This window comes from Minwuia sp. IMCC3060, assembly GCF_029909435.1.
Lineage (GTDB): Bacteria > Pseudomonadota > Alphaproteobacteria > Minwuiales > Minwuiaceae > Minwuia.
The window spans coordinates 234,926-253,906 of record NZ_CP123782.1; the positions used below are offsets into that span (position 1 = coordinate 234,926).

Here is an 18,981-nt window from a genome sequence, read left to right on the forward strand (position 1 = left end):
CCTGTGCATGACATCCAGGAAGGAACTGCTTCAGAAGCTTCGCAAGGGCATTGAAACCGGAGATCCGGAAGCGGCCACTGTCGTCAACGAGGCGAAGTACATCCAGCACAATCCACGGACAGGGGAGGGCAGCCTGGGCCTTGCCGACCTGTTTGCCCGCCTTGCGAAGACGAACCCGCGTGTGACCTTTGTGCGTGTCTTCGAGGATGGCGATTTCGCATTTGCCCACAACGAGTACGACTTCGCGGGCGTGGAAGTGGCCTTCGAGGTCTTCCGTTTCGAGGACGGAAAGGCGGTCGAGCACTGGGACAACATCCAGATGAAGCAGCCTCCGAACCCGTCAGGCCACACCATGCTGGATGGCGAGACCGCCATTGTCGATCTGGGCAAGACCGAAGAAAATCGGGAGCTTGTGACCGGTTTTGCGCGCGAGGTGCTTGTCGCACGGCGGCTTGACCGGCTGGATGCCTTCGTCGCCGATGACCTGATCCAGCATGATCCGGAGATCGCCGACGGTATTGCCGCGTTACGGGCATCGCTTGAGTCCCGGCGGTCGGACGGCTCGTGGCGCACCATCTACCAACAGGTGCATCGCGTCCTTGCCGAGGGCAATTTCGTGCTGTGCATGATCGAGGGCAGCAAGGATGGTCTCCATGCGGGACTGTATGACCTGTTCCGTGTCGCCGACGGCCGGATTGTCGAGCACTGGAACACGGTTTCGCCAATTGCCCCGCGCAGCGAATGGAGGAATTCGAACGGGAAGTTCTGACAGGCAGGGCAGCGGTCGAGGACCGAGGCGGTTCAAAGCTGATCCTGCGCATGCTATGTGCACTGCCTCATGTGGCGCGGCCATCGCGCGAAGCCGACGCAACATGTCGCAAGGAACGCGAGAGGCCAGCTGGCCGGAATCGCCTGCTGTTCGGTGAGATATGAAATCCTGCTCGACATCATGCAAGTCCCACCGCTTCTCCGTCGCCCCGATGATGGACTGGACGGACAGGCATGACCGGTACCTGCTGCGCCTGATCTCGCGGCGGGTGCGGCTCTATACGGAGATGGCGACGACAGGCGCGCTGATCCATGGGCCGCGGGAGCGGTTGCTGCGGTTCGACCCGTCGGAGCATCCGGTGGCGCTGCAGCTTGGCGGCTCGGATGCCGCTGATCTCGCGGACTGTGCGGCGATGGGCGCGGATGCGGGCTACGACGAGATCAACCTGAATTGCGGCTGTCCCTCCGACCGTGTGCAGAATGGCGCTTTCGGCGCGGTCCTGATGCGAAATGCAAGACATGTCGCGGAATGTGTCGCGGCGATGAAGGCGCGTGTCCCGGTTCCGGTCACCGTCAAATGCCGGATCGGCGTTGATGAGCAGGAACCGGAGGAGGTGCTGCCGGACTTCGTGCGCCGGGTGGCGGATGCAGGTGCTGACGCGGTGATCGTGCATGCGCGCAAGGCATGGCTCTCGGGTCTCAGCCCGAAGGAGAACCGCGATGTGCCGCCGCTGGACTATGGTCTGGTGCATCGGCTGAAGGAGGGCTTTCCCAAGCTTCCAATCATCCTGAATGGCGGGCTGGAAACGCTGGACGCGGCGGCGGCGCACATGGACCGCCTGGATGGCGTCATGCTGGGCCGGGCCGCCTATCACCGGCCCATGCTGCTGGCGGAGGTGGATCGGCGCTTCTTTGGTGAGGCGACACCGCCACCGGATCTGGCAACCGTCATCGAGGGCTATCTGGAGCATGTCGAGCGCGAGATGCTGTCGGGCACTCCGCTGCCGCACATGACCCGCCACATGCTGGGACTGGCGCATGGCCTGTCCGGCGCCAGAACCTTCCGCCGGATTCTGGGCGAGGAGTCCCGTCAGCCCGGCGCGGGGCCGGAAACGATCCGCCGTGCGCTTGCTGCAGTAGATGTCACGTCAGCCCCGGTGGCTGCCTGAGCAAGGCCTGACTTTCCGAACGCAGACCGAAACTGCAATGTGGCCCGCGTCTTGCCTAGTGTTATGGTGCAACGAAGTCTCCGGAGGGACGACAGGACATGTCAGCACTGAACGACACATCAACGGTTGGCATCCGCCGCAGCCTGAACACGCCGCCCGTTGGCAGGGCTCGGCGTGGTGGCTCGGGGCAGAAGAAGGCGCCCGCTGATCGTGCTGCACCCGGGGCGGCCGGGGCGGAGAAGCCCGCAGCGCCGGCCCGGACTGCCGAGCCGGCTTCCGCCAAGGCTCCCGAGACCGGCAACGTCGATACCAGCCTGCGCGACCGGATCAACCGTCTGTCAACGGCCCGTACCAACCTGCTGCGCCGAAGGGGGACACGTGTTCCCGCCGAGGAGCCTGTGACGACTGCCACGGCGCCGCAGATGCACCCGATGGAGTCAGCCCCGCCGGAGGCCGTTCCGGCTTTCGATTTGCCTGAAGACGTCGAGATCGAGACAACGACCGGGGAGATCGTGGGGGAGGTTGATCTGACCCGTCCCGTGACGGCCCCGTCATATCCTGACGAAGAACGGCACCCGCCCAGGGAGAGCGCCGTATCGCACCCGCGCCAGTCCGCACGCCGCCGAAGCGCGGATGACCAGCAGGAAGCGCCCCGGAACACCGCCGCTGCCGATGCGTCAGGCTTGCCGGCGACACGGCGCGGCAGTGCACCGGATGTGGCGCGGAGTGCTGTCCGGGAAGTCGCCGGATCGGGCCGCGCTGATGCGTCCGCGATGAAGTCGGAGGTCGAGACCCTGCGTCGGGAGATTGCCGACCTGCGCCGCGAGATACGCGACCTGCGTGAGGCGGGACCCGGTGGGCTGGGCCCCGTGGAGCGAGCGGTTCAGCGACTGTCGCAGCGCATGGACCGGCTTGATGGCGGGGCGCAGCCGCTGATTGCGGATGGCCAGCTTGAAATGCGGAAACCGAAGCGTTCCGGTTTTCTGGGGTTCTTCAGCGGTCGTCGCTGACCACGTCCGTGCGCTCAGGACTGTCCCCGTGGGGACAGGACACGATCGACAGGCAGCAGGATGCTGGCAGAGGTGCCTTCGCCTGGTGTGCTGACCAGTTCGAGAGTGCCGCCGTGCAACTGACAGAGATTCTCCGCGATATTGAGGCCCAGTCCGGTGCCTTCATGATCGCGGGTGGTGTGATTGGCGGCCTGTCCGAACGGCTGCATCGCCAGTTCCAGTTCCACTGGTGTCAAGCCGATACCCGTGTCAGTCACCGTGATCGCGAAACGATCATCCGCGAACCCGGCAGTGACGGTGACCCTGCCGCCCGCATCGCTGAATTTCACGGCATTGGACAGCAGGTTCACCAGTACCTGACTCAACCGCCTTTCGTCGCATCGCAGCATGACATCCGGTGCTTCATCAGCCGGGCACAGCTCCACATCTGACCGATTGGCCTGTGGCCGGACGTTGTTCATTGCGGCATCGACGAGTTCACACAGCGGGACCACATCGGTCGCGAGTTCGATCTGTCGGGACTCCACCTTGGCGATGTCCAGGATGTCGCTGATTATTCCCAGCAGGTGGCGACCGCTCTGGCGAATGTCGGCGGCATATTCCGAATAGCGTTCGTTGCCGATGGGGCCTGCGATCTGCTGCTCGATAAGCTCCGCGAAACCGATGATGGCGTTCAGCGGCGTGCGCAGTTCGTGGCTCATGTTGGCCAGGAAGGCGGTCTTGGCCTGGTTGGCCTGCTCTGCCTCTTCCTTGGCCTCCATCAGCTGCTTCTCGGTCATGATCTCCCGCGTCGCATCGCGACCGCTGCCGCGATAGCCTGCGAACCGGCCATCGGTGTCGAACACCGGTGTCCCGCTGATCGAGACATAGACCTTGCCCTTGCGGGGATGCATGCGGGGGTGGACGAAGTCGCGAAAGGGTTCATGGGCTTCCAGTTGCGCGACGTGGTTCCACCAGTCGGCCAGCGACGTCACATCATCGGTAACCGGGTCGCCCTGTTCCAGCATCTCCCGTCTGCTGTACCCCAGCAGGGCGCGCGGTGAGACGCCGGTGACTTCCTCGAACTGATCAGAGAACCAGCAGAACCTCAGCGCGGAGTCCATCTCCCAGAACCAGTCCGTTCCTGCCCATGCAAAGTCCAGCAGACGCCGGTCGGTACTGTAGGGCGCCGGAATCTCCGAGGACGATTTGGTTGATGACTCAGGGGACATGACTGATGCGCGCGAACCGCTCCTCTTGGCTGGAGATTTCGTTGAAACTGCTTTCCTTGCGTCAACTCCTGTATAGTCTATCTGATCCTACAAAACTGTTAATTGTGGATCTGTGACTTACGCATGGTTTGCCCCATAATAGAGTCCCACGGTGTGGCGCGCCTCCGCGAAGAACAGCCATCGCTCCAGGAATGCTCCCAGCAGGAAGAGGCCGGTGGCCAGGGCCGCCGGGATGGGCACATCCGTGACGCCGAGGATCAGGGACACCAGCAGCGCCGCCAATGGCACGGCCAGAAGTCCCTGCGAGATCCGTCGCAGCCGCGCCGCGTGGTTTCGTGCGACCCGGAAGCCCATTTCCTCGGTCAGCCAGTTCTCGGTCACATGCGGTCGCTCGAACAGGCTGACGTCGCCGGGCTGTCCCAGTCCGGTTGCCGTCGCGACCGTCGATGCCGAGGGCGCGGCCAGATTGCGCCACCAGAGATGCTTCGTTGCCATCAGTCCGACCAGTGCCAGCGCGATGACCAGGCTGACCGGCATCGGGACAGGGGTGCCGACAATGGTCTGCAAGGCAACGCAGAATGCCCCGCCCCCGGTGAGGGCGGCCAGCAGGTAGACCACGCTGGTCATGGGCGTGGCCCAGGCGCGCACGGCCCGGATGGTCTGATAGATCATGCCGGTGCAGAACACGGTGAGCATTGATCCGACTGCGGCAAGCACTGCCGCGACGTGCCAGTGACGCCCCTCGATGAACAGTCCCCAGAACACGACGAGCAGTGGCAGATAGGTCGCCAGAGCCGCGATTCCTTCGCGACTGAGCCAGCTTGTCCGCCACTGACTGAGGGCGAAACGTGCCCGGGCGGGCGACTTCAGATGCAGGGTGGAACTGAGCAGCCCCGCACTGATCATGACGAAGGCGAGCGGGTAGCCGAGCCGCGCCAATGCGAGGTCGGGCTGCAGCAGGGCGTTCAGGGCCAGCCAGACCACCAGCCCGTAGCCGGTTCCCGACAGCACCGTGAAACAGATGACGGAGAATGCCGGCTTCATGGCAGCTTCTCCAGCGCGCCGTCGAGCCACTTCCAGAACCCTGTCAGCGGCGGGCCGTCATCCGCCGAGCGTGCCAGCGTCGGCAGGACCGTGCGCTCCCGCGGTGGCAGGTACTTGTTGACCGGGCGTGTGGCCTGTTCCGGCATCAGGTCATAGCCGCCGCGCGCCGCGACCAGCAGGCTGACCTCCGAGTCCGGATCGGCGAAGTCTCCGAAATGGCGGGCGCTGGAGGGGCAGGTGCGCACGCAGGCGGGAATCCGGTCTTCCTCAGGCAGGTCCTCGCTGTAGATGCGGTCCACGCAGAGGGTGCATTTCTTCATGACCCCGGCCACCGGGTCCATTTCGCGCGCGCCGTAGGGACAGGCCCAGGCACACAGGCCGCAGCCCATGCAGCGGTCTTCGTCCACCAGAACGATCCCGTCCTCGGTGCGCTTCAGAGAGGCGCCGGTGGGGCAGACCGTGACGCAGGGCGCGTCGTCGCAATGCAGGCAGGACTTGGGAAAATGCACCAGCCGGGCATCATCCCCGTCCGTCACCTCGAAACTGTGGATACGGTTCAGCCAGGTGCCGGAGACATCCGCGCCGTAGGGATCCGTGTCCGAGAGCGGTGAGAGATCGCCACCCGTGTTCCATTCCTTGCAGTTCACGGCGCAGGCATGACAGCCGACGCAGGTGTCGAGATCGATCACCAGCCCCAGTTTCTTTTCCGTATGTGCAGGCAGGGCGGTCATGTGCGTCGGGTCCTGTCCGGGTGCCAGGCGCTGGCCGCCGGTTGCGGCGGTGCGCCATCCAGGGGTGGCTGCGCCGCGAAACGCGGCATGGTGCGCGCCGTATCGCCGTCCCGCACCTTCTCCAGCCGGACCCGCAGGTCGAACCATGCGGCCTGCCCGGTGATCGGGTCCGAGTTGGCGTGACGCTGACCGTCACCCCGGTCGGGCAGAAGTTCATGGATCAGGTGGTTGAGCAGAAACCCCTTCTCGGCCTCCGGCGCGTCGGGGCTGAGGTTCCAGGCGCCGGATCGCTTGCCGATCGCGTTCCAGGTCCAGATCGTGCGGTCATTGACGGCGGCCATGCGCTTGACCGGCACGCGGATGCGCCCATGGTGAGAGACGACGTCGACAAGGTCACCGTCCGCCAGTTCCATCTCATCGAACAGGCCCGCCGGAATGTGCATCGCGTTCGCGGTGTGGATCTGGCGCAGCCAGGCATTCTGCGACCCCCAGCTGTGGTACATCGCCATGGGTCGCTGGGTCAGGGCGTGCAGGGGGAAGTCCGCATCCTCGATTCCTTCCCCTTCGAACGGCGGATACCAGCGGGGCAGGGGGGTGAAGGTGTCCGCAATGCGCTGCCGCAGATGCTCCGGGGGCTGGCGGTCGCCGTGACCCAGTGCCGCCAGCCGGAACTTCTGCAACGGCTCCAGATAGAGCTGGAACGTCACCGGCGCGGGCTTGTCGAAGAATCCCATCTCCACGGCGAAGTCCTGATAGGCCCGGTTGGCAAACTTGTAGAACCGCGCTTCCTCCGGGATCTCCCGGCTCCAGAAACTGCCGTTGGCGATGTAGCGGTCAAGCTGGTCCGGGTTGATGTCGCCGCGGCCCGCACTCATGCCGTCGGTACCCCGGAAACCGGCGAGTGGGCCGATGCCGGGCTTGCGCAGGTGATTGACCATGTAGTCGGCATAATCGTCATAGGTCGGCGCCCCGTCCTCCCCGACGAAGCCGGGCAGGCCCAGTCGGGCACCCAGGTCGATCAGCACGCTCTGGAATCCGCGCACGTCCCTGTCGGGTTCGATCACCGGCCAGCGGATGGCATCTGCCACCATGTCCGGCTCCGCGATCGGCCGATCAAGCAGGGAAATGCAGTCGTGCCGTTCCAGATAGGTCGTGTCGGGCAGCACAAGGTCGGCATAGGCCACCATCTCCGAGGCATAGGCATCGGAATAGATGATCTTCGGGATCACGTAGTTCCCGTCATCATCCGTGGCGGTCAGCATCTCCATGGTACCCGCCGTGTTCATCGACGAATTCCAGGCCATGTTGGCCATGTAGAGGAACAGGACATCGACCGGATAGGGATCGCGGTTGAAGGCATTGGCGATGACCATGTGCATCATGCCATGGGCCGACAGGGGCGCGTCCCAGGAGAACGCCTTGTCGATGCGGATGGCCTTGCCGTCATCGTCCAGCAGCAGATCCTCCGGCCCGCGCGGGAATCCGAGGTGCGGCCCGGCCAGCGGCTGGTTGGGCAGGATGCGCCCCGAGACGCCCGCCCCGGTGGGCTTCGGATGCACGTCCACCGGTTTCGGATAGGGAGGTTCGAACCTGAATCCGCCCGGACAGTCGACCGCGCCGATCAGCACCTGCAGCAGATGCAGTGCCCGGCAGGTCTGGAAACCGTTCGAGTGGGCAGAGATGCCGCGCATGGCATGAAATGCCACCGGACGACCGGTGAAGCCGTCATGCTGCTCCCCATCCATGTCCGTCCAGGGCTGGTCGATGCGGATCTCCTCCTCGAACGCAACCCGGCCGATCTCCGCTGCCAGGGCACGGATACGGTCCGCGCTGATCCCGGTCTCTCCCGCCACGGCCTCCGGCGCATATGCCGGGTCCAGCGCGGTCTCGGCGATCAGCTCGAACGAGGGCCGGGCGCTGCCGCCTTCCGGCAGTTCCAGGCGGCCCTTCAGGGCGGGGCGCTTCGTGGCAGTGACCGGTTCTCCGCTGTCACGATCCAGCATCAGCGGCTTGCCGTCGGCGTCGCGCAGGAACAGGCCGTCATCGGCGGCACCAGGACGGTCGATGACCAGCCAGGCGGCGTTGGAATAGCGCATCAGATAGTCCAGATCGACGCGCCCGTTACGCATCAGCTCGTGGATCAGACTGAGCACCAGCAGCCCGTCAGTGCCGGGGCGGATACCGAACCAGTCGTCGGCCACCGCCGAATAGCCGGTGCGGATCGGGTTGACCGAAACGACGCGGACACCGCGCTGCTTCAGCTTAGCGATGCCGGCCTTGATCGGATTGGAATCATGGTCCTCCGCCACGCCGAACAGCAGGAACAGCTTCGTGCGGTCCCAGTCCGGCTGGCCGAACTCCCAGAACGCGCCACCAATGGTATAGATGCCGGCCGTGGCCATGTTGACGGAGCAGAAGCCGCCATGGGCGGCATAGTTCGGGGTGCCGAACTGCTGCGCCCAGAAGCTGGTCAGTGACTGGCTCTGGTCGCGACCGGTGAAGAAGGCCAGGCGCTTCGGGCTGGTGGCGCGGGCGCGGGCCAGCCAGGCGGTGGCCATGTCCAGCGCTTCCTCCCACTCGATCTGCTCGAACCGGTTCTCGCCGCGCTTGCCGACACGCTTCAGCGGCTTGCGCAGGCGGGCGGGGGAGTAATGCTGCATGATGCCCGCAGAACCCTTGGCGCACAGCACGCCCTTGTTCACCGGGTGGTCGCGGTTGCCACCGATATAGCGGACCTGGTCGCCTTCCAGATGGACATCGATGCCACAACGGCAGGCACACATGTAACAGGTCGTCTTCTCGACCCGCCGTTCTGCGCCGGACCCAGGGGTCGTCGGCTTGTGTTCGGAGGGTGCGTTCACGGTGTCTCCCTAACGGCCACGCGGCGGGTTTCGCAGCGATTCAGGGTATTTGACACCCTGCCGGTGGAGTTTGGACGAAGCAGCGGGCCGGACGCAAGGCAGTGGCTCCCATGGCAGGCATTCGCGAGGCCACGGACCAAGGCGCAATTCGGTTTTGTCCCGGACGACAGGCCGCGCTATGTTCCGCGCAGCAACTGACGCTGAACGACAGGACCTGTCACAGAAACAAGGGGAGATCACTCATGGCTGATGCAGTCATCGTTTCAACCGCCCGGACGCCGATCGGCAAGGCGTTCCGTGGTGCGTTCAACAATACCGGTGGCGCCGAGATGGGCGGCCATGTGGTGAAGCACGCCGTGGAGCGTGCGGGCATCGAAGGCGCGGAAGTCGAGGACGTGCTGATGGGCTGCGCCAATCCGGAAGGCACCACCGGCGGCAACATCGCCCGCCAGATCGCGCTGCGTGCGGGTCTTCCCGTCAATGTGCCGGGTGCCACGGTCAACCGCTTCTGCTCCTCCGGTCTGCAGACCATCGCCATGGCGAGCCAGCGGATCATCGCCGACGAGGCCGATGTGCTGGTCGCCGGTGGCCTGGAGTCGGTCAGCCTGGTGCAGAACGAACATGCCAACCGCTACCGTTCCAAGGACGAGTGGCTGGAGAAGACCCACCCGGGCATCTACTACTCGATGATCCAGACGGCGGAAGTCGTGGCCAACCGCTATGGCGTAAGCCGTGAGTATCAGGACGAGTACGGTCTGCAGTCGCAGATGCGCACCGCCGCGGGCCAGCAGGCCGGCAAGTTCGATGACGAGATCGTGCCGATGACCACGACCAAGATCGCCACCGACAAGCAGACCGGCGAGACCTCCGAGGTTCAGGTGACCCTGGACAAGGACGAGGGCAATCGCGCCGACACCAACATGGAAGGCCTGTCCTCCCTGAAGCCGGTGATCGGTGACAATGGCTTCATCACGGCCGGCAATGCCTCGCAGCTTTCCGACGGTGCCTCCGCTGCCGTGGTCATGAACGCCAAGGTCGCCGAGCAGAAGGGTCTGCAGCCGCTGGGCATCTTCCGTGGCTTTGCCGTTGCGGGTCTGGAGCCGGACGAGATGGGCATCGGCCCGATCTATGCCGTGCCGAAGCTGCTGCAGCGTACCGGTCTGAAGATGGACGACATCGACCTCTGGGAACTGAACGAGGCCTTCGCGGTGCAGGTCCTGTATTCGCGCGACAAGCTGGGCATTCCCAACGAGATCCTGAACGTCAACGGCGGCGCGATCTCCATCGGTCACCCCTTCGGCATGTCCGGTGCCCGCATGGTCGGCCACGCCCTGATCGAGGGCAAGCGTCGCGGCTCCAAGTACGTCGTCTGCACCATGTGCATCGGCGGCGGTCAGGGGGCCGCGGGCCTGTTCGAGGTCGCGTGATCTGACTGACCCGGACGCCTCCGGGCGTCTGGCCGAACGAGTAGAGGAAGGGGCGGTGTCCGCAGGGATGCCGCACCTTCTTCTATTCCTGCTCCCGCGCCGCGATTTCCAGCGGTGGGACCTTGCAGACCTGTGGGCTGCTGGTCGGGCCGAGCGGGGTTGCAATGCCGCCGTTCGCGTCGATGGAGACCTGGTGACCGGCGATCTGCAGGGTGAAGCCGCCGCCGGGTTTGGCCGCCACGGCTTCCGCCACATTGCCCTTGCAGCCCAGATCGACCGCGACGAGGAATTCGGCTGAATTCACCTTTGCCGTCGTGGCGATCGTGGCATGCCATTGCGGCTGCCAGTCGGGTACGAAGAACTCATCCGGGTTCGCGGGGAACTCGCTGGTCTGGCCGATACCGAAGTCCGGCGCACTGAGCACCGTGAAACAGGCCTTGCCCTCACCCTTGGCGATGTTGAGGCCATTGGCGCCCTGACGCTCGATCTCGGTCCAGCTGTGCAGGTTCCACTCGAAGCGGCGCGGGGTTTCGGAGGCAAGATCGTCGTAGATCAGCGCCACGTCGGGCCTGAGGTACATCATCGTGCGCACCGCCCGGCTCAGCTCGCCCTTGTAGGACGCAGTGGCATCGCCGACCGCCATGTCCATGTCACCGCAGCGCGCGAAGTTGCGCAGTGCGCCCTGGGCGGAGCGGTCCTGATACGGCTGACCCTCACCCCCGTCGTAGGTGATCGCGTTGTGGGCCTTGGTGCGCATGGTCCAGCTCTCGTGGTGCGCCGATTTCCAGGTGTCGTAATAGCCACTGTCGATGGCCAGCGACTCGCCGCGACCGTTGATGATGAAGCTGTTCTGGTCCGCATGGGAATGGTTGAAGGAACCATAGGGGCTGGACTTGAACAGGATCGAATAGCGGTCCGGATCGTCCAGATCACTGTGCATCGCCACCCAGCCGATGGAGGGGAATACGGCCGTGTCGGGCAGGGATACATGCTCCTCCGCCACGAACGGCTTCGCGGGCTGGTAGAGGGGGCCATAGAGGTGGACGAAATATTCCTCGTCGGTCTCGGCCTCGTTCCAGAGGGAGGCCAGGCGGCGGCTGATCGGTGTGTCCACCCGCTGCAGATAGAGCTTCGACAGCAGGCTCCAGGCCGTGGAACGTTCATACTCGCCGCCGTCACCGAAAGCGCTGTTCGGCGTGCCTGGCGGGATCAGGTAACTGAAGAAGATGCCGGCCTGCTTGGGCCAGCCCATGTTGACCGGATCGACACCGATCGCATTCCGCAGCACGTCCCAGTACTGCATGCTGTTCATCGCGTCCCAGACACCATAGTTGACGCCATTGCCGAAGCCGCCGTCGTCGCCGCCCCAGGGATTGTTGGTGGCCAGATAGATGGGATAGGTGCGGAAGAACCAGTTCTTGGCGCGGGGCGAGTCACCGGCCAGCAGGATGGCGATCGCGGTGATGGCACCGGCCTGGCGGAAACCGTGACTGTTGTAGGGCTTGCGTTCCAGCTGGCGGCGCGGATCGACGATGTAGCGGTCGAACGCGGCCTGCGTCCGGTATTCGATCATCTTGATCGTCTCGGCCTTCTGCTCGTCGGTCAGCCAGCGCTTCGTGATGTCATAGGTCAGGGCCAGCGTCAGGGAGATGCGCAGGTTCGACAGGTCCGACGACCGGAGACCCGTCGAATGGTCTGGGTCCCATGACAGCAGGTTCGCCGCCCTTCGCCAGCTCTCGCCCAGCGTCGCCTCGTCCCGTGTCAGCCAGTAGGTATAGGTGAGCGCGGACAATCGCACGGTGGCGCGATTGACCTCGCTGGCAATGAAACGGGCCACGCGGATACGCTCGTAGAAGTCCTCCACCTCGAAAGTCGCGACCGGCGGCTCCTTGGTCAGTTCGTCACCGATCCACTTCTGCTCGACCGTCCGCTTGACGCTGTTGAACAGCGGCTTGCGCTCGCCCTGCCGCAGGTCACGGCGCAGCAACCCGAATTCCTGTTTCGGCGGCATCGCCCGGGGATTGCGGCGGTCCAGCGCAAGTTTCCAGGCTTCCGAGACCGACGGGGCGACAAAGACATGGGCATGCGGGTGAATGGTGAACGTCCGCCATTCACTCCAGTCCCCCGCGGGCTGGCCCGCGGGCCAGAGGCGCGCGCGCCAGCGCCAGTTTCCCTTCGCCAGTGGCGCGTCGAGCATCAGGTGGTTGTCCGGCGTCAGACGATGGACGCGGGTGCCGTCCTCATGGAGGATCTCGAGCTCATAGGTCGTGTCCACGGCATCATAACGCCAGTGAAACACTGGCGGATTCTGTGCGGCGATGGTGCCGTTGGCGGGATAGACCGGAAATTCCAGCGCCGTCTGCGGCGACAGGAAATCAGTCACTTCCTGCGGTTTCGGCAAACGCTGCACGTAGTCCAGCCAGACATCGATATTGCTGCCCTTTGTCTCGGCACGGGACGCCGTCACGATGCAGATTGCGAGTGCGGCGAGGGCCAGTGCACGAAAACCGGTGCGAAATTCCATCAGGTATCTCCTGCGATGTCGTGCGGGGGGCGCATCCCGTTCCCGCATTCAAGTTTCCTGCCGAGTGTCCGATCCGGTGCTGCCTGGCGGCGCGGAAGTGCTGGTCTGTTGCGGATTCCCATCCATCGTCCGGTTGACAGTTGTCATCATCGCGCCCTACAGGGGCAGCATGTGCACTTCCGCGCGGAATGCTCAGCTTATAGCGTCCGGTCGCGGGTGATGGCCACATCCTGCTGTGACCACGGCCAGACGGGGAAACGATGACTGCCCAGAGTGACAAGTCAGCGGAACCGGTCCGAACGCGATCCGGCGGGAAGCCGCGCGTGCTGCTGGTGGGGCCGTTTCCGCCGACAACCGGTGGCGTGACCACCTTCATGCTGAACCTCATGGGATCGGACCTGGCGGAGCGGTTCGAATTCGTTCCGCACACCACATCCCGTCCACCGAAGAAGAACGTGGTCGACAACTATGGCTATGCCGCGATCCTGAAGGGCGGTGTGCTGCGCCTGTTCATCGCCGCTTTCGCGACGCTGTGGCACCTCGTCTCCTTTCCCTTCGTGCTCTGGTTCCGGCGCATCGACATCGTGCAGATCCAGTCCTCGGACTTTCAGACCTTCTGGGAATCCTGCGTCTATCTCTGGATGGCCAAGCGTCTGGGGCGGCTGACGATGATGCGCCTGGGCGGCATCTTCGATCAGTTCTACGAGGGGTCGTCCCCTCGGATGCAGCGGGGTATCCGTGCCGGGGTGGCGTCGCCCGATATCCTGATCGTGCAGTCGGAGGGGTGGCGGGACTATCTGACGGGGCTTGGCCGCACCGGGCCGATGCTGATCCTCTACAATTCGGTGCCGAGATCATCGGTGGTATCGCTGGATCAGGCCCGCAACGAGATACCGCTGTTCATCTTCGCGGCGGGGACGGAGGGCAAGCGCAAGGGTGCCTATGTGCTGATCGAGGCGCTGCAGCGGCCCGACATGGCCGATATCGCCGCCGAGTTACATCTTGCGGCGATTATCGAGCCGCTGGAGTCTCAATTCGCGACTGCCGCCCTGCCGCAGCGGATCACGCGCGAGGGCTATCTGGCGCATGCGGACCTGCTGCAGCGGATGCGCAGCGGTGACGTCTTCCTGATGCCATCCTATGGCGAGGGCTTTCCCAACAGCCTGCTGGAAGCCATGGCGGCAGGGCTCGCGCCCGTGGTCACCCCGGTCGGTGCGGTGCCGGAGATCGTCACCGACGGCAAGGACGGACTGGTCATTCCCGCAGGCGATGCGGATGCACTGGCAGGGGCGATCCGGCGTCTGGTGGATGATCCCGCGTTGAGACTGCAACTGGCACGATCCGCGCAGGAGCGTGTGCGGCAAACCTTCGTTGCCGAGGTCGTGCTGGAGCGACTGGCGGCGGCATATCTGGAACTGCTGGCACGGAAGGCCTGATGGCAACCGGACATGGAAGCAGCGAGAATCTGGTGCGACTGGTGCGCAAGGCGCGCTGGTACCGCAACCGGCTTGCCGCCATGTCCGCCGCCGAGATCGCCCACCGGATGGAGGAGCAGGCGCGGCGGCGCATCAGCCGGATCTACCTGCCCGGATCGGTCACCGGTTTCAACGGTGCGGGCTTTGACCTGCCGGTCTGGCCGGGGCTGGCCGACGGGGTTGGCCGCATCGCCGGGGATGCGGGGCTGCTTTCCGGCTGGGCCGAGAATGCCCGACTGGTACGTGCGGGAGAACTCTCGTTCCTCGGCATCGACTGGCCGAAACCCGACGGGGCCGCGGCGGATGCCCTGCCGGACTGGCATCTGGACCCGGCAACGGGACAGCGCTGGCCCGATGACCGTTACTGTTTCGACATTTCCTATCGGCATGCGGATGAGTTCGGTGACGTGAAGAACGTCTGGGAACTCTCGCGCCTGCAGTACCTGCAGCCTGTCGCGGCCTATGCCCTGGTGTCGGAGGATGCGGCCGCCGTGGCCGTCTGCGAGGAACATCTGACATCCTGGGTGGCGGCCAATCCGGTCTACCGGGGGGTGCACTGGTCATCTGGGATCGAGGTGGCCTTCCGCATCGTCAGCATGCTGGTGATCCTCAGCCTTGTCGGCAGCCAGTTCCGCGCGGAGGCCCGCGCAACGCTGATGCGCAGCCTCTATCAGCACGGCTGGTGGCTGGCGCGGTTCCCGTCCCGTCATTCATCCGCCAACAATCACCTGGTGGCGGAGGCCGGAGGGCTCTTCATGCTGGGCGCACTGTGCCCGGGTCTGCCAGGCGCGCGCCGCTGGGCGGATTATGGCCGCGCGGTGCTGGAACGGGAATGCCAGCGCCAGATCCACGCTGATGGGGTCGGCGCGGAACAGTCGCCTGCCTATGCCGCGCTTACCGTGGAATGGCTGTTGCTGAGCGGTGATCTGGGACGAAGGCTGGGCCAGGGTTTCAGCCCTGATTTCTGGGCCCGGATCGCCCGGGCCGGCGGATTCCTGAAGTGGATGACGGATTCCGCAGGCCATCAGCCGCGCATCGGCGATGACGATGACAGTCATGTCTTCGGCAACGGCATGGGGGTCGAGCCCACCATCAATTCCGTCATGGCTGCGGTTGCGCAGGCCACGGACCGGCCCGAGATCAGTCCCCCCGTCCCTGTCCGGCACCTGCGCCATGCCCTGATGCCGGCACCGCCCCCGAACGGCATCTGGCCCGGTGGCTTCCGGCATTTCAGCGAAGGCGGCTATTCCGTTCAGCGGCATCTCGGCAAGGGCGCGGCGGATCATCTGCTGGTCTTCGACCATGGTCCGATCGGCTATCTCTCCATTGCCGCGCATGGCCACGCCGACACGCTGTCGGTCTGGCTGCATGTGGAGGGGCAGCCGGTCCTGATCGATGCCGGCACCTATCTCTATCATGCAGGCCACGCCTGGCGGGACCACTTCCGGGGTACGGTGGCGCACAACACGCTGACGCTCGGCGGGGAGAACAGTTCGGAGATCTCCGGTCCCTTCAACTGGGCGCGCAAGGCAGAGACACGCGTTCTGCGCGTGAATGACTCGCCCGACGACTGGCTGGTCAGCGCGGAACATGACGGTTATCAGGCCAGCCATGGAATCGCGCATGTCCGGACAGTGGAACGCGCCGGGCCGGGGCTCTACCGCATCACCGATACCCTGCGCGGACATGCGGCGCCCCAGCGGGTGGAGATCGGCTTCCTGGTCTCGCCCACGTTCGAGGTGGAAGCTGCGGGGACCGGTTTCCGGATCCGCGACGAACGGGGCGTGGTCCTGACCATCCGCCATGCGGGGGGGCTGGCGGGGTGGCTGGAGACCGGTCGCTCCGGGCCGGAGCGTGGCTGGCATTCGCCGTCCTTCGGGGTGCGCGCGCCCGCGCCGCGTATCGTCTTCGCCGGGGAACTGACAGTGGGCCGGGAAGCGGTCTTCGACCTGGAGATCCACGAGGTCGGACAATGATCGCTGTACCGGTGGTGATTGCACCACCTTGGCCGGTCTCTATGATCCGCCGGGCGAGCAATGGAATGCGACAGCATGAAGGGGTCTTCACATGCGTCTGAGTATCTTCGGGATGGGCTATGTCGGCAATGTTTCAGCCGCCTGTTTTGCGGCCGACGGCCATACGGTCATTGGTGTCGATCCCAACGCGGTGAAGATCGACCTGATCAACCAGGGCGCGTCCCCGATTGTCGAACCGGGGCTGGCGGAACTGGTGACGGACGGCGTGCGTTCCGGTCGGCTGCGCGGCACCACCGACGCGGCGGAGGCGATTGCGGAGACCGATCTGTCGCTGGTCTGTGTCGGTACGCCCAGCCAGGTGAACGGCAATCTGGACCTGACCTATCTCGAACGCGTCTGCGCCGACATCGGCGCCTGTCTGAAGACCAAGCACGCGTTTCATGTGGTGGTCGTCCGCTCGACCATGTTGCCCGGTACGATCCGGGAAACCGTGATCCCGGCGCTGGAAGCGGCATCGGGCAAGGTCGCCGGCAGGGATTTCGGCGTCTGCAACAACCCGGAATTCCTGCGCGAGGGTTCCGCCGTGCGCGACTTTCGCGAACCGCCCAAGACGGTGATCGGCGAGAGTGATCCGCGCTCTGGCGACATGCTGGCCAGCCTCTATGCCGCGCTCGACGCACCCATGATCCGCACGGATATCGAGGTCGCGGAGATGGTGAAATATGCCGACAATGCCTGGCACGCGGTGAAGGTCACCTTCGGCAACGAGATCGGCGGCATCTGCAAGCGCCTTGGCATCGACAGCCACAAGGTCATGGACATCTTCTGCCAGGACACCAAGCTCAACATCTCGAAGAACTACCTCCGTCCCGGTTTTGCCTTCGGTGGTTCCTGCCTGCCGAAGGACCTGCGCGCCATCACCTACAAGGCCCGTGAACTCGATCTGCCGGTGCCGATGCTGAACGGCGTGTTGCCGTCGAACCGCTGGCAGGTGGAGGCGGGTGTCGAGATGGTGCTGTCGAAGGGCAAGCGGAAGGTCGGAGTCCTCGGTTTCTCCTTCAAGGCCGATACCGACGACCTGCGCGAAAGTCCGATGGTGGAAGTGATCGAACGGCTGCTGGGCAAGGGCATCGACCTGAAACTCTATGACCGCAACGTCAGCATGGCCCGGCTGACCGGTGCCAACCGCGATTATATCCTGAAGACGATCCCCCATATCTCCAACCTGATGGTGGAGACGGTGGACGAGGTTCTGGATCATGCCGAGGTACTGGTGGTCGGCAATGGCGATGCCGCCTTCCGTCAGGTGCCGGACCGGATGCGCGACGGCCAGCAACTGGTCGATTTCGTGCGTATCAGCGAGGGGCCGAGCATCGAAGGCCGCTATGACGGCGTCGCCTGGTAAGGCGGATCGACAGCGTGTCCCGTCCCCGTCGCATCCTGTTCATCGTCGAGAACCTGCCGAGCCCGTTTGACCGGCGGGTCTGGCAGGAGGCGACGACGCTCCACGCCCATGGCTACGAGGTCTCGATCATCTGCCCTACCGGCAAGGGCTACGAGAAGAAGTACGAGACCATCGACGGTATCCACATCTACCGCCACAACCTGCCGCTGGATGCGCGGGGGGCGCTGGGTTACCTGCTGGAATATTCCGCGGCCCTGTTCTGGGAGTTCTTCCTGACCTGGAAGGTGCTGCTGACCCGGGGTTTCGACGCGATCCATGCCTGCAACCCGCCGGACAACATCTTTCTGGTCGGCGGCTTCTTCAAGCTGTTGCTGCGCAAGAAGTTCCTCTTCGACCACCACGACATCAATCCGGAGCTCTACGAGGCCAAGTTCGGCCGACGCGACATCTTCTACCGGCTGATGCTGTCGTGGGAGCGCTGGACGTTCCGCACCGCCAGCGTCTCCATCGCCACCAATGAGAGCTATCGCCGGATCGCCATCGAGCGGGGCGGCATGGACCCTGACCGCGTGCATGTGGTCCGCTCCGGCCCCAGTCTGGAGCGACTGAAGATCATCCCGCCGGTTCCGGCGCTGAAGCAGGGCCGCGCGTTCCTGGTCGGTTATGTCGGGGTGATGGGCGCGCAGGAAGGGCTGGATCTGCTGCTCGAATCCGTCCGCTACATCGTCCATGACAAGGGGCGCACGGATGTTCATTTCGGTCTCGTCGGTGGCGGGCCGGAACTGGAGGTGCTGAAGGCACAGGCGGTGGAACTGGGCGTCGCCGAATATGTGACCTTCACCGGCCGGGTACCGGATCAGGACCTGCTGGAGATGCTCAACACGGCGGACGTCTGCGTCAATGCCGACCGCTTCAACGCGATGAACGACAAGTCCACCATGAACAAGATCATGGAGTACATGGCCCTCGGAAAGCCCATCGTGCAGTTCGACCTGACGGAGGGCCGGTTCTCCGCTGCCGAGGCCTCGGTCTATGCGAAGCGCAATGATCCGGTGGACATGGCGGAACAGATCCTGGCGCTGCTGGCCGATCCCGAGCGTCGGGCGGAGATGGGGCAGTTCGGCCGCACCCGCGTGGAGAACGAACTTTCGTGGGAGCACGAAGTCCCGCGCCTGCTGGCCGCCTATGACGACCTCTTCAGCCGCTGACCGCGGGCTTCCCGCTGCACCGTTCCTGATCGGTGCGACCCTGTTGCTGGTCTGTCTGACACTGTTGCACTTTCATGGCATGCCGAGATTCCAGCCTGCCGGTCAACCGGTCAGCCTTCTTGAAACGGGTCCGGTACGCCTGGACGCCAGCGATCATGATTCAGCGTTTGCA

The 18,981-nt window shown here is 64.6% G+C and carries 13 protein-coding genes; 8 read left to right on the top strand and 5 right to left on the bottom strand.

The window, feature by feature from the left end:
- Positions 1–7 precede the first annotated feature (7 nt).
- From QGV54_RS01005 to QGV54_RS01015, 3 genes are all read left to right on the top strand, one after another.
- Positions 8–769, top strand: coding sequence for a nuclear transport factor 2 family protein (locus QGV54_RS01005; protein WP_281018743.1), 762 nt, complete (start codon positions 8–10; stop codon positions 767–769).
- 160 nt (positions 770–929) lie between these two features.
- Complete coding sequence (gene dusA / locus QGV54_RS01010) at positions 930–1,937, top strand: tRNA dihydrouridine(20/20a) synthase DusA (protein WP_281018742.1); 1,008 nt, start codon at positions 930–932, stop codon at positions 1,935–1,937.
- Positions 1,938–2,035: 98 nt separating this feature from the next.
- Positions 2,036–2,947, top strand: a complete 912-nt coding sequence (locus QGV54_RS01015) for a hypothetical protein (RefSeq protein WP_281018741.1) — start codon at positions 2,036–2,038, stop codon at positions 2,945–2,947.
- Between the two features lie 14 nt (positions 2,948–2,961).
- On the opposite strand, the gene QGV54_RS01020 is transcribed toward QGV54_RS01015, so the two are convergent.
- The 4 genes from QGV54_RS01020 to QGV54_RS01035 all read right to left on the bottom strand — a co-directional run bounded on the left by QGV54_RS01020 (position 2,962) and on the right by QGV54_RS01035 (position 8,716).
- A complete protein-coding gene (locus QGV54_RS01020; RefSeq protein WP_281018740.1) occupies positions 2,962–4,050 on the bottom strand; it encodes a PAS domain-containing sensor histidine kinase in 1,089 nt (362 codons plus the stop codon).
- Between the two features lie 225 nt (positions 4,051–4,275).
- A complete protein-coding gene (locus QGV54_RS01025) occupies positions 4,276–5,202 on the bottom strand; it encodes a DmsC/YnfH family molybdoenzyme membrane anchor subunit (RefSeq protein WP_281018739.1) in 927 nt (308 codons plus the stop codon).
- Positions 5,199–5,933 (bottom strand): 4Fe-4S dicluster domain-containing protein, encoded by a 735-nt coding sequence (locus QGV54_RS01030; protein ID WP_281018738.1) that lies wholly within the window; start codon positions 5,931–5,933, stop codon positions 5,199–5,201. Before QGV54_RS01030 ends, QGV54_RS01025 begins: the two co-directional genes overlap by 4 nt.
- On the bottom strand, positions 5,930–8,716 hold the full coding sequence (locus QGV54_RS01035; RefSeq protein WP_348638779.1) for a molybdopterin oxidoreductase family protein: 2,787 nt from the start codon (positions 8,714–8,716) through the stop codon (positions 5,930–5,932). Before QGV54_RS01035 ends, QGV54_RS01030 begins: the two co-directional genes overlap by 4 nt.
- A 320-nt stretch (positions 8,717–9,036) precedes the next feature.
- Between QGV54_RS01035 and QGV54_RS01040 the strand changes: the two genes are divergently transcribed.
- A complete protein-coding gene (locus QGV54_RS01040) occupies positions 9,037–10,221 on the top strand; it encodes an acetyl-CoA C-acyltransferase (RefSeq protein ID WP_281018736.1) in 1,185 nt (394 codons plus the stop codon).
- Positions 10,222–10,303: 82 nt separating this feature from the next.
- Here the strand turns inward: QGV54_RS01040 and QGV54_RS01045 are convergent, their stop codons facing one another.
- Positions 10,304–12,745 (bottom strand): DUF4962 domain-containing protein, encoded by a 2,442-nt coding sequence (locus QGV54_RS01045; RefSeq protein ID WP_281018735.1) that lies wholly within the window; start codon positions 12,743–12,745, stop codon positions 10,304–10,306.
- A 260-nt stretch (positions 12,746–13,005) separates the two neighbouring features.
- On the opposite strand from QGV54_RS01045, the gene QGV54_RS01050 reads away from it, so the two are divergent.
- The 4 genes from QGV54_RS01050 to QGV54_RS01065 all read left to right on the top strand — a co-directional run bounded on the left by QGV54_RS01050 (position 13,006) and on the right by QGV54_RS01065 (position 18,809).
- Positions 13,006–14,181 (top strand): glycosyltransferase family 4 protein, encoded by a 1,176-nt coding sequence (locus tag QGV54_RS01050; protein WP_281018734.1) that lies wholly within the window; start codon positions 13,006–13,008, stop codon positions 14,179–14,181.
- Positions 14,181–16,196 (top strand): alginate lyase family protein, encoded by a 2,016-nt coding sequence (locus QGV54_RS01055; protein WP_281018733.1) that lies wholly within the window; start codon positions 14,181–14,183, stop codon positions 16,194–16,196. Before QGV54_RS01050 ends, QGV54_RS01055 begins: the two co-directional genes overlap by 1 nt.
- A gap of 91 nt (positions 16,197–16,287) precedes the next feature.
- Positions 16,288–17,601: a UDP-glucose/GDP-mannose dehydrogenase family protein gene (locus QGV54_RS01060; protein WP_281020041.1), complete on the top strand. Its 1,314-nt coding sequence runs from the start codon at positions 16,288–16,290 to the stop codon at positions 17,599–17,601.
- A 14-nt stretch (positions 17,602–17,615) separates the two neighbouring features.
- Entirely contained in the window at positions 17,616–18,809 is a 1,194-nt protein-coding gene (locus tag QGV54_RS01065; RefSeq protein ID WP_281020042.1) for a glycosyltransferase family 4 protein, read from the top strand.
- The last annotated feature ends 172 nt before the right edge of the window (positions 18,810–18,981 follow it).